The sequence below is a fragment of the Ellagibacter sp. genome (genome assembly GCF_048412355.1).
Taxonomy (GTDB): domain Bacteria; phylum Actinomycetota; class Coriobacteriia; order Coriobacteriales; family Eggerthellaceae; genus Ellagibacter.
On record NZ_DBFSAP010000013.1, the window covers coordinates 1 to 11748 of the forward strand.

7 protein-coding genes and 1 tRNA gene are annotated in these 11748 nt (G+C 61.6%); 4 read left to right on the top strand and 4 right to left on the bottom strand.

Annotated elements, in window-relative coordinates; genetic code table 11:
* Positions 1 to 84 precede the first annotated feature (84 nt).
* The 3 genes from ACMRQN_RS01430 to ACMRQN_RS01440 all read left to right on the top strand — a co-directional run bounded on the left by ACMRQN_RS01430 (position 85) and on the right by ACMRQN_RS01440 (position 4498).
* Positions 85 to 1635 (top strand): hydantoinase/oxoprolinase N-terminal domain-containing protein, encoded by a 1551-nt coding sequence (locus tag ACMRQN_RS01430; RefSeq protein ID WP_418733507.1) that lies wholly within the window; start codon positions 85 to 87, stop codon positions 1633 to 1635.
* Between the two features lie 354 nt (positions 1636 to 1989).
* Positions 1990 to 2658 carry a hypothetical protein gene (locus ACMRQN_RS01435; RefSeq protein WP_418733508.1) on the top strand — a complete coding sequence of 223 codons (669 nt, stop codon included), beginning with the start codon at positions 1990 to 1992 and terminating at the stop codon, positions 2656 to 2658.
* A gap of 31 nt (positions 2659 to 2689) precedes the next feature.
* Positions 2690 to 4498 carry a carbon starvation protein A gene (locus ACMRQN_RS01440; RefSeq protein ID WP_418733509.1) on the top strand — a complete coding sequence of 603 codons (1809 nt, stop codon included), beginning with the start codon at positions 2690 to 2692 and terminating at the stop codon, positions 4496 to 4498.
* Positions 4499 to 4641: 143 nt separating this feature from the next.
* Here the strand turns inward: ACMRQN_RS01440 and ACMRQN_RS01445 are convergent, their stop codons facing one another.
* The 4 genes from ACMRQN_RS01445 to ACMRQN_RS01460 form a co-directional block, all read right to left on the bottom strand.
* Positions 4642 to 6231 carry an ATP-binding protein gene (locus ACMRQN_RS01445; protein ID WP_418733510.1) on the bottom strand — a complete coding sequence of 530 codons (1590 nt, stop codon included), beginning with the start codon at positions 6229 to 6231 and terminating at the stop codon, positions 4642 to 4644.
* A gap of 88 nt (positions 6232 to 6319) precedes the next feature.
* Positions 6320 to 7936: a VWA-like domain-containing protein gene (locus ACMRQN_RS01450; RefSeq protein ID WP_418733511.1), complete on the bottom strand. Its 1617-nt coding sequence runs from the start codon at positions 7934 to 7936 to the stop codon at positions 6320 to 6322.
* Complete coding sequence (locus ACMRQN_RS01455; protein ID WP_418733512.1) at positions 7905 to 9335, bottom strand: leucine-rich repeat domain-containing protein; 1431 nt, start codon at positions 9333 to 9335, stop codon at positions 7905 to 7907. Before ACMRQN_RS01455 ends, ACMRQN_RS01450 begins: the two co-directional genes overlap by 32 nt.
* A gap of 288 nt (positions 9336 to 9623) precedes the next feature.
* Positions 9624 to 9707 (bottom strand) — tRNA-Leu (locus ACMRQN_RS01460).
* A 276-nt stretch (positions 9708 to 9983) separates the two neighbouring features.
* Between ACMRQN_RS01460 and ACMRQN_RS01465 the strand changes: the two genes are divergently transcribed.
* Complete coding sequence (locus tag ACMRQN_RS01465) at positions 9984 to 11384, top strand: Sapep family Mn(2+)-dependent dipeptidase (protein ID WP_418733513.1); 1401 nt, start codon at positions 9984 to 9986, stop codon at positions 11382 to 11384.
* The last annotated feature ends 364 nt before the right edge of the window (positions 11385 to 11748 follow it).

An 11748-nucleotide genomic window follows, 5' to 3' on the forward strand; every position in this document is an offset into this window, starting at 1 on the left:
GCCTTGAGCTGGTGGGCCCGAGGTATTTCGGCATCGACGCGGATTATATCCCCGTGGAAGAGCGCGTCAAGGGAGGTGCGGCAAATGTATAAGCTGGGCATCGACGTGGGCGGCACCAATACGGACGCCGTCCTTATCGACGAACATCTGAAGGTTATCGCCGAGGTCAAGTATCCCACTTCGGGAAATATCTTTGAGGGCATCATGGGCGCGGTACAGAAGCTGCTCAAGCAGACGCAGGTGGACCGCAGCCAGATCCGTCAGGCGATGCTGGGCACGACGCAGTGCACCAACGCCATCGTCGAGCGCAAGGGCCTAGCGCCCATCGCCATCCTGCGCATCGGCGCCCCGGCCTCCGTCGGCATTCCCCCGATGGTCGACTGGGCCGAAGACATCGCCGCCGTCAGCGTGGGCAGCGCCATCATCACGGGCGGGTTTGAATACGACGGCAAGCGCCTGGCTCCCTTCGACGAAGAAGGCTGCCGCGCGTTCTTCGAGGGCGTGCGCGGCAAGGTGAAGAGCGTCGCGATCTCCTGCGTGTTCTCCACGGTGCGCAACGACGACGAGCTGGCCGCCGCGAAAATCGCGCACGAGGTGCTCGGCGAGGACGCGCATGTGTCCATCTCCAGCGAGATCGGGTCCATGGGTTTGATCGAGCGCGAAAACGCCACCATCTTGAACGCCGCGCTGTTTGAGGTCGCGCAGCGCTTCACCGAGGGCTTCGCTGCCAGCCTGCGTGACAAGGGCGTGACGAACGCCGAGGTGTACCTGTCGCAGAACGACGGCACGCTCATGACCATGGAACACGCGCGCCGCTACCCGATCCTCACCATCGCATGCGGTCCCACGAACTCCATCCGCGGCGCAAGCTACCTGTCGCACATGGAAAATGCTCTGATCGTTGACGTGGGCGGCACCACGACCGACCTGGGCGTGCTCTCCCACGGCTTCCCGCGCGAGAGCGGCGTCGCCGTCACCATCGGCGGCGTGCGCACGAACTTCCGCATGCCCGACGTGGTGTCCATCGGCCTGGGCGGCGGCTCCATCGTGCGCGTGGCCGACGACGGCAGCGTGACGGTCGGCCCGGATTCGGTGGGCTACGAGATCACGAAGCGCGCGCTCGTGTTCGGCGGCGACACCATGACCGCGACCGATATCGCCGTGCGCTTGGGTATGGCCAAGGTGGGCGATCCGGCTCTGGTGGAGAGCATCCCGCAGGAGACCGCCGAGCGCGCCATGGCCGAGATGCGCCAGCTGGTGGAAGACGCCATCGACGTGATGAAGGTGTCGAGCGACCCGATTGACACCGTGCTCGTGGGCGGCGGCGCCATCGTGCTGCCGCGCGATCTGACTGGCACGGCGCAGGTGGTCACGCCCGAGCACGCCGGATGCGCCAACGCCATCGGCTCGGCGATTTCCAAGGTGAGCGGCGTGTACGAGGCGCTCGTCGACTACGACAAGGTCCCGCGCGACGAGGCACTCGCCCAGGCGCGCACGGCCGCCATCGAGGCGGCGGTGGAAGCCGGCGCCATCCGCGACACTGTGGAGATCATCGACGCCGAGGACGTGCCGCTGCAGTACTACCCTGGCCACACTAACCGCGTGAAGGTGAAGGCCGCAGGCGACCTGGCGTAAGCACCCGCCTGCAACGGATATGCCAAGGGGCTGCATCAAAAGCCTCTAACAGAAAGCCGGGCTTTGCTCGGCTTTCTTTATTCAAGCAAGGGATGGCTGTGGCCCGCAAGGGTCGCAGTCATCCCTTTTCACTTGCTCAGCTGAACTGTTCGGCTGAGTTCGGAGGAGACGCTGTTGTTTGCCGAGGCGTTCAGCTAACCTCGCAAATTTTTTGGGAAAAATCTCGGTTCGTTCGCAAAAAAATGCCGATTCCCGATTCTATTGTTACATAGCCGTTAACTAGGACATAAAATAAGCCGTTCGCATTGAGACGCGGGGTGCGACGATTGCGGAGCAGAAAGGTTTTCGGATTTCTTGAGCATGGGTTCAGCGGTTCAATCAGATGCCAAAGGCACTGGCGAACAGGTCGAACAGGCAGGTTCGTCGGACAACTCCGAAAGGGCGGTGGCCGAACATGTCGCCGCATCGGACGGAAAGCCAGCCCTTCGGTCTTCAGACGAGGCTTTGAAGACACAGGACGAAAAGCAGCTGGTGCTGAAACGTATTCTCGCTGCACATGAAGCATTCTTCGATGTGCATCGGGATTACGAGTTCGCAGGGAGATCATTTCCCGGCTTTGCTGAATTTCATTCGTTTGGTGAGCAATATGTGCTGGTCAAACGCGCAAAGCTGTGGGAAGCAAACTCTCATGAGTATCTCTTTTTCACCTATGCGGTAACCTTTGACGAAGCCCAACTCGACAAATGGGTTCGGTTTATGAAGGAGCGCGGCCTTGAGAAGGTCACGTCCGAGCCGAATCATATGTCGTCGGGGCTTGCCCTCGTGGTCATCGCCGATAATTGTACGGAAGGCGCGAAGCGCGCGGTCCGGAGGGTTCGGTTTCGAAAGAACTTCGCTCTCGGGTTTCGCGGTTGGGCGGATCTTCGCGTGATCGTAGCCGACCTCTCAACCCGCTGTGCCTATGCGAATGCTGCTGGGAAGCAGGTGGCTTCAACGATTGAGGCTAATCTGCGTCTGGCTTAAATACGCTTCAGACATACGTAAGGAACCTTCAATGAACGCATTGATTATCTTCCTTGTTGCTATGGTCATTCTGGTCATCGGCTATGTGTGCTACGGTGGCTGGCTTGCCAAGCAATGGGGAGTCGATCCAAAGCGCCCGACTCCGGCCCATGAGCTGGAAGACGGCGTGGATTACGTGCCGGCGCCGCCGTACGTGGTGCTCGGCCACCACTTCTCGTCGATTGCCGGCGCAGGCCCGATCAACGGCCCGATTCAGGCGGCAGTCTTTGGCTGGGTGCCCGTGCTTTTGTGGGTGCTCATTGGTGGCATCTTCTTCGGCGCCATGCATGACTTCGGCGCCTTGTTCGCCTCGCTTCGTCATAAGGGCCAGACGCTTGCCGTCGTCGTCGCGGAGAACATCGACAATACGGCGAAGAAGCTCTTCTGCATCTTCGCGTACTTGACGTTGCTGCTGGTCGTGGCTGCATTCGCCTCCATCGTTGCGAACACGTTCGTCGTTTCCGCCTCGGCTGCCCCGGCAACCAACCTCGCCAACGAGCAGACGGCCATGATCTCGGTCATCTTCATCGGTGTCGCCGTCGTCTACGGCTTCGTCACGCGCGGCCGCAACATTCCTGGCCCCGTGAACATTGTCTCTGCGATCATCCTGATTGTCATTATGGTTGCCATCGGATACAACTTGCCGCTTATGGGCATCGCGATTTCGCTCGACTATGACACGTGGATGATCATCCTCGGCGTGTACATCCTGGTCGCCTCCGTTGCCCCGGTGTGGATTCTCCTGCAGCCGCGCGACTACCTCTCAAGCTACCTGCTCTACGGCATGATCATTCTCGCTATCATCGGCATCGTGGGTGCAAGCGTCATGGGCGCCGCGACCGACCTGCAGATTCCGGCGTTCACCGGCTTCGTCGCCTCCAACGCCGCTTTCGATGCTTCCACCGGCCAGCAGCTCGTCGACGAGGCGGGCAAGACCATCACGAACAAGGCCGCCGCTTCTGGCTTTTTGTTCCCGGCGCTGTTCATCACCATCGCGTGCGGCGCAATCTCCGGCTTCCATAGCCTCGTCGCTTCGGGGACCACGTCCAAACAGCTCGACAAGGAGGGCCAGGCGCAACCGATCGGTTATGGTGGCATGCTCATCGAGTGCGTGCTCGCGGTGATCTCGCTGTGTGCCGTCGGCTTCGTGTGGAGCAAGTACGCGGCTGGCGGATATGCGTCCCCGACGGCGGTCTTTGCGGACGGCCTTTCGCAGATGCTCGCCTGCATCCCCGGTCTCGCCGATGTGCAGGGACTCGCATATGCGCTGCTCATCCTTGCCGTTTCCGCATTCTGTCTGACTTCGCTCGACACGGCGACGCGCCTTGCACGCTACATGTTCCAGGAGCTTTGGACGCCGGTTGACAAGAAGTCCGAGGAGCTCACGGGCGTGCACAAGTTCATGGCGAACCCCTACGTGGCGACGATCATCACCGTGGTCATCGGCATCATCCTGGGCATGACGGGCTACTCCATCATCTGGCCGCTGTTCGGTGCCGCGAACCAGTTGCTCGCCGCTCTTGCCCTGCTTGCTGTGTGCGCATGGCTCGGCAACGCCGGGCGCAACAACAAGATGTTCTTCGTGCCGATGGCGTTTATGCTGCTCGCCACGTTGACGTCGCTCGCTATCACCTTCTACCAGAAGGTCACCACCATCATGACGAGCGGCATCGCGCTCGCGCCGGTGCTGCAGGCGATTCTCGCCGTGCTGCTGTTCGTGCTGGCGATCGTGCTTGCCGTCAAGGGCGTGAAGACGATTGTCGCCACTGCGAAGAAGCAGAAGGCGTCCTCCGCCGAGTAGCTTGGCGGCCCATAGTTCTTTCCGCAAAGAGACGCGCCCCACAAAGAAGGCGCGTCTCTTCTTTTTTGCCGCGGGCGCGAGCTCGTGTTTTGCCCAGGCGACGGGCGCTTATGGGATGGCTCCTCGTCCGCGTTCTGCTAGCGTCAGCAGCCGCTGCAGCTTCCGCACCCGCACGATTTCTTGGATGCTTCGGCTTTGCGAGCCTCCTCGTCGGCGGTCGCGAGTGCGTCTAGATCGATTGCCTGGAGACGTTTCTCCAGATCGGATTGACCGCTCGCGGCAAGAACATCCTTCCCATGTTCGGTGTAGGCGTCGCTTCCGAAACGGCTTGCAAACTGCGAGGTTCCCTCGCGTGCGGCGAACTCGGCGGCGAAGGCGACCATTTCCCGCCCATTCCCGAAAGTGCCCTCAATGAATCCGAACGCGCACTCGATTTCCCGTGCGCATGCCTCGGAGCGCTCTTTCATTTCTCTCACGCGAGCCGAATAGGCGCGCTCTATAACGGAGAATGCCGTTTCTCCGGAAAGCGCGCGCTCGCCCCCGCATGCGCTCGCGAACTCGGAAAGCCATGTTGCGCCAAGGCGATAGGGCCGCAGCTTCTTTGCGGGTGCCCCTGCTTTTTCATCGAGCGCGGCTCGCTGCATGAGCGCGCAGGATGTGCCCTCGAGTGCGTCCTGCGCGTTTTCGCCGCTCAGAATAGCGGGCTTTTCCTCCCTGATCGCGTTGCGCACCACGCGCACGACCTGCTCGGTCTCGACGACTGCTCCGGTGTGCGCGTCGAGCGCGTCGAGAATCAGACGCGCGAGCGCCAGCCTCTCGTCGAAGCGCGCCGCTCTTGCTCGCTCCCTTATCTCGTCGGGGGCGCTGCCTGCAAGAATCGCCGAAATCTGATAGTCGGAGCGATATTTCGTGAACAGCAGGTAGTATTGGGCGAATCGCTCGGCAATCGAGTCGTCTTGCAGGAACTGGTCGACGAGGATGCGGTCGACCGTCTTGCCCTTCATCTCGCGAAGCTTGATGATGCGCGACAGGTCGTCCCAACCGCGCGCAGTGACGAACGACTTGCCATCGGGCGTCGACTCGACGGAGTAGAAGTGGTCGGGCTTTACCTCGAGGTACGATAAAATCGCAGGATGAACGCCTGTTTTGATCGCATAGGCGCGCCAGGCTTCAAGGTCGGGCTCGACGGCGATCTTGCGCAGTCGGTCGAGGGTTACCACGTCGAAATCGTACACCGACCGGTTGTACTCGGGCGGATTGCCCGCACACACCACAATCCATCCGTCGGGAATCTTATGTCGTCCAAAAGTCTTGAACTGCAGAAACTGCAGCATCGAGGGATAGAGCGTCTCGGACACGCAGTTGATTTCGTCGAGAAAGAGGATTCCCCGGTCATGCCCTGTTTTCTCGCGGTAATCGTAAATCGATGCGATGATCTCGCTCATCGTGTACTCGCTGACGTCGAACTCTTCGTCGCCGTAGCGCTTGTGCACGATGAAAGGCAGACCAAGCGCGCTTTGCCGCGTGTGGTGCGTCATGGAATACGACACAAGCCCGATGCCGAGCTCTCTTGCAACCTGTCCGACCACAGCCGTTTTCCCAATGCCGGGTGCGCCGAGGAGGAACAAGGGGCGCTGCGCTTCGGGCGCGATGAGGTAGGCGCCGGTTTCATCGCGGGTAAGGTATCCCTCGACGGTGTCCGCGATCTGGTTTTTCGCTTCTGCGATGTTCATACAGGGAACTCCTTTCGGAATGGCCGCCCGGCGTCGCGCGTCGCGGCGCTGAGGGCGCCTAGTTGTCGGTATCTTTGCCGAGCTTTCCTTACAGCTCGAATACGTCGTCTTCGTCCATGACCACCTTCATTGCCCAAGGCGGCACCTTCCTTTCTCGCGGCGTGTCGTCCACGAACACGAACGCCGTCTCGTAGGCAGGTGGGGTTACGGGGTATTTCCCCAGGCCATCGGTGAAATAGATGAGCCCCTTCAGGTTCGCGAGCTCGCGTGTGCGAACAAGCTCGTCGACGTATTTGAACACGGGGCGGAAATCGGTGCCGCCGAATCCGCGCGTGACGAATTCCTCGAAGGCGCGGTCGATATCGCGAATCGAGGTTATCTTCACATCGCGCGTGATATCGCAGTCGCATTGAATCACGTGGATGTTCACCTTATGTCCGAAGCCCTCGGAGTTCTTCAGCACGTCGTAGGTCTTCTCCGCGAAGGTGCGCACGAGCTTTCCAGCGCATGACGCCGATGTGTCAATGGCGATGACGAAGTCGCGGATGCGATTCGACTCCTGGTATTCAAGCGGCTCGATGAGCGGCATGTTCTTGTATCGCGAAAGCCCGTACGTGTAGTAGATATAGTCGAACTCGTCGGGGCTTGTCTTCATTTCCTCAGACAGTGCGGAAAAGCGCTTGAGAAACGCGCGGTAGTCGTATCGTTTGCGATTCGCAACCGTGAGGTTCACCTGGAAGGTTCCGACGTTGAGGCCGATCTTGCCTGAGAACGCCTCCATGTCCATATCGATCTGCGAGCTGATATCTTGCCAGCTCATGTCCGAGAAATCGGAGTAGGATACGCCGTCCATCGATTCGAAGGTTGCCTCGGCTTCCTCGGAGGACTCCACGTCGACGATCGCATCGGGGTCCTCGATGTCCCCGAGCACCGCGTTGCTGCTCGACGATGGCGCCGCCATTCCGGGCATGTTGGCTCCGGGCGAGCGGCTCTTATCCTCGCTGTCCGCATCGTCGTCGGGCTTTCCGTTGAGCTTGTCGGTTCCGTCGGAGGGCGTGAGAAAAAGCTTGTCACCTGCGCTTTTCGTCGAGAAGCCGCGCTCGCTGGTGCGCGGCCACGCCTCGTGCCCGTCGCGTGCGAACACGTTTTCGAGCGAAGCGGCAAAAGAGCAGGAGAACGCAGGAGGGTTTTTCTCGCCGGCTCCGATGAGCGCGCGATAGATGCTCTGCGCGGTGAGGGTCGGGCATTTCTCGCGGATTTTGCCAAGCATGCGCTTTGCCGTGCCGTCTTGCGCGCTAGGGAAGCCTGTTCCGAGCAGCTCGATCGCTGTCGCTTCGACCGACGCATCGCATGCGATGTCCCAAAGGGCGCGTTCGGGGTGCTTGTCGTCGAAGGGGTGGCGGAATACGCAGTGCATGATGGTGTGGAAGTATCCGCGCAATACCTCGTTGGGATTTTTTCGGTACAGGTCTATTACCCGCGCGGCGTCGAACCAGAGAAGGCGCCCGTCGGTTTCGAATGCGCTTTCCTGAAGGCGCGCCACAATCGGCATGCGCCACAGCGCGACGTCCATAAAGGGAAGCTGCGCCATGAGGGAAACCCGCGCACTCTCGATCGCCCCCTCCGCGATGCTTGCTGCTTCGGCGAGGACGGATCCGGCTGCCAGAGGCGCGCTAGATTCCGTAGTCGATGCACTGGCTGCCAAAACGTTTCTCCTTTCCGTCGATGACATGCGCGGCGGCGAGGGTGAACCCGAACCGGTTGAGCGCGCTTACGGCCTCGGGGGCACGCTCGCCGTCGAGTATTCCCGAATCCATAAGGTTGTCGAGCGTTTCCCAATCGTTGCGGGCGCCAGCGTGAACGCAAAGGCTCACGAACGACTCGTCGACGACGCTGCGGAAGAGCGCCCTGTGCGCCTCATCGAGCATGACGGGCCTCGCGAGGCGCGCAGCCATGAGGCGTGTCTGCTCGAATTCATCTTTGACCTGGGGAAGTGAGTCGTCATAGGCGCAGGCTAGCGCTTCGGGGCGAATGCGTCCACCGAAAAACGCCGCGTCGATGACGCGCTTGCGGACGGCGCCCGAAGGCAGCTCGAGCGAGATTTCCCAGGACGTGCCGCGCGGCGCCGAGAAGCCGATGGTAAGGCGGTCGCATGCACGATTGGGAAGCGGCGGCGTCTTTTCAGGGAAGGAAACGGTCTCGAAGATGAACAGATGCGCGATGCGATGGGTTCCTGCGAAGGTGCTTGGGGCAACCGACCGCACGCGCTCGCCGAGCACGACGTCGTCGGCCGATCCGGGGCAGAACACGGCATCGAGTCGACCGCCAGGCACCTCGCGGCACAGTACGCCGCCGTGCATCTTGTAGGTATGGTTTCCTGGGGCGACCGACACCTCGTTGAGCGAAGACGCGTATGCAAGTCCTGCCGACCCGGGGAAGGACGGTCCGGTGCACAGGGCGTCGTCGCCGATGTTCACACAAGAGGAGGGGATAGCCAGCTGCGAGAGCGATGTGTTCGAAAACGCTGAGTCTCCGATGCTCGTCAGCGACTTCGGCAAATCGAGGCGTTCGAGGTGCCGGCAGCCGCGAAACGCTCCTTCGCCAATGGATTCGAGGGCGCAGCCCAGCTTCGCGTCGCGAAGGTTCGTGCAGCGGGCGAACGTCTCGGCGCCGATGGATGTAAGCGAGTCGGGAAGGGAAATGCGCTCGAGGTCCACAAGATCGGAGAACGCGCCTGCGGCAATTGCGGTGACGGGAGCGCCGTCGATGGCCTCGGGGACGGCCAGGTCTTTCGATGAGGAGTCGGCAAAGAGGATGCACGCTTTCCCCTCTTCGATGCGATAACGGTATCCTGCCTGGTCAGTGCAGTATACGAAGGCCGCTTTAGGAGAGAGGGGCGAAGCAGGGTCGCCTTCATGCCGCAAGGGGGGCATGCCGGGCGGAGCGGGCGTGCGCGGGGTTGCACGCCGCATGGCGGGGGTGTGCAGCAAACGCGCCGTGCGATTCCCCCGCCCTCCCACTGCGCGGCGAGACGGCGCGGGAGAGGAAAGGGTTGCTGCTCGTTCTTCCCGTCGGGGCGTTTGCGTCAATACTTGTTGACTCATCTCGGATTGCGCCTTTCGGTGGATTTTGTGCCGGCCTGTCAAGGTAAACAGTGCGAGCTCTCTGCCGCGCGATGGCGGTGATGAGAAGTTCGCTCTATCTAACATGGTTGGCAGTATACCGCGAAAGTTGGATAGAAGTTAACCTAACCAAACAAAATTAGTGCAACAAGTTGCGAAGAACGTTCGACGACGTGCGCGCTTGGGCTCGAGGCATTCGGCCGTCTCAAGGGGAGTGGGGCTTGAAGGCATGAAAAAACCGCCTAATCGGCGGTTTACTTGCGAGAAAACTGGTGCCCGAGGCGAGAGTCGAACTCGCACGTCGTGAGACAACGGTTTTTGAGACCGCCGCGTCTGCCATTCCGCCACTCGGGCACATCAGCCTTCACAGTATAACGGAAGCGCGCATACGCGTCTATGACAAAATTGCCTCGCGTCCGGCTTTGCCCTTCCGCACCCCGCAGTCTGCCCGCACCCCGCGCCCCGCGTGCTCCTCCCGAGCGGTTCGCCCTCCCGCTCCTCGCGCCCGTGTGGCTTCCGCGCTCGTCCAGCTCCCATCCTCCTTTCACGAGTTGCACGATTGCGGTCTGTTCGCGGGCTGTGCGCTGGGGTAAAGTTGGTGCGATAGCAACAAGACCAAGGAGGCTGCCTGTGGAAGACGTTCTTGCGGGCGAGATCGATTCGTATCTCGAGAAGAATTGGGAAAGCATCGTCGCGGACATCGAGCGCGTCGTGCGCATCGAGAGCACGGAGGATTTGCCGGCGGCAAAACCCGGCGCACCGTTCGGTCCCGGTCCGCGAGCCGCCCTCACTGAGGCGCTCGACATCGCACGCGGCATGGGCTTTGAGGTTCACGACGTCGACGGCTATGTGGGATACGCCGACCTGCCGGGCGAATCTGACACGCAGATCGGCATCATCGGGCATGTCGACGTGGTTCCCGCCGGCCCCGGCTGGACGGTCGAGCCGTTCGCCGTCACGCGCCGCGAGGGCTACCTCATGGGCCGTGGCGTCATCGACGACAAGGGTCCCATCGTAACGACGCTCCACGCGGTGAAGTTCTGGCTCGACAAGGGCGAGAAGCTGCCCTACACGATTCGAGTCATCTTCGGTGCGAACGAGGAAACGGGTATGCACGACGTCCCGTATTACCGCGAGCGCTTCGCCGACCCGGCGTTTCTCTTCACGCCCGACGCTGAGTTCCCGGTGAGCTACGGCGAGAAGGGCCTCTACGACGCTACGCTCACGAGCAGGCGCTTCGAGGACGGTGCGATTATCGATATCGAGGGCGGCGCCGCGCCGAACGCGGTCCCGGGCATTGCCCACGCGATCGTGCGCGCCGACGCATCGACGCTTCCCGCAGCCGAGGGCATCGTCGTCACCGACGCGGGCGAGGGCACCGCGCGCATCGACGCACAGGGGAAGGCAGCCCATGCAAGCTTGCCCCACCTCGGTAAAAGCGCCATCGACCTGCTCGTCGCCTATCTTCTGGAAAACGACGTGTGCACGGCGGACGAGAAGGCGTTCTTCGAACTGGTTCGCAAGCTCACGAGCGCGACCGACGGATTGAACCTCGGAATCAAGACGGCAGACGAGCACTTTGGGGAACTGACCGTCGTCGGCGGCACCATCTGCATGCAGGACGGGCGCGTGAAGCAGACGCTCGACAGCCGTTTCCCCACGTCGACCACGCCTGAGGAGCTTACGAGCACCCTTGCCGCGCTTGCGAGCGAGGCGGGAGCTGACTTCGAGGCGACGCGCATGGTCGAGCCGTTCCTCATCGATCCCGAATCGGGTTACGTGCAGGCGCTTCTCTCCGCATACAACGAGGCCACAGGCGAGCGCGCCAAGCCCTTCACGCAGGGCGGCGGCACGTATGCGCGCAAGTTCTCCTGCGCTGCGAGCTTCGGACCCGAGATGCCGTGGATCGAGATGCCCGAATGGGCGGGCGGCATGCATGGCCCGGACGAGACGGTGCCCGAGGAGCTGCTCAAGAAGGCGTTCAAGATCTACGCGCTCACCATCGCCCGTCTGATGGAGCTCGATTTGTAGGGGGCACGGCGCGCCGGGCCGCCCTGCGGTCGGCGCGCCGTTTGACGGCTGGTTCGGCACGCGGAGTCTGTCCGCGACGTGCCGCTTCTGAGAAAAAGCCCGAAGAGGAAGGGTTCCTGCGATGGCCCTTGATGGGACGGGCCAGGTGATTGATTTACCCGCGGGCGTTGCGGAGCGAGACGAATCACCCGACCCCTGTCTCACCCTCAACCGTCCCCATTGTGGGTTGATTTTCATCTCTAGCCGGACACTTGCGGCATAAATAGAGTTTTCGCAGTTAGCAGGACGGGCGCGTGAGCGCCCGTCCTGTGTTTTCCCAGGTCGATATGGCCCGGTCTGCGGCAAATCGGGGCGTTCGGTTGAG

Bases quoted from the DNA above. Each gene is read 5' to 3' on its own strand.
- ACMRQN_RS01430 (WP_418733507.1), top strand. From the start codon at position 85: ATGTATAAGCTGGGCATCGACGTGGGCGGCACCAATACGGACGCCGTC.
- ACMRQN_RS01455 (WP_418733512.1), bottom strand. From the start codon at position 9,335: ATGAGTCAACAAGTATTGACGCAAACGCCCCGACGGGAAGAACGAGCA.
- ACMRQN_RS01445 (WP_418733510.1), bottom strand. From the start codon at position 6,231: ATGAACATCGCAGAAGCGAAAAACCAGATCGCGGACACCGTCGAGGGA.
- ACMRQN_RS01440 (WP_418733509.1), top strand. From the start codon at position 2,690: ATGAACGCATTGATTATCTTCCTTGTTGCTATGGTCATTCTGGTCATC.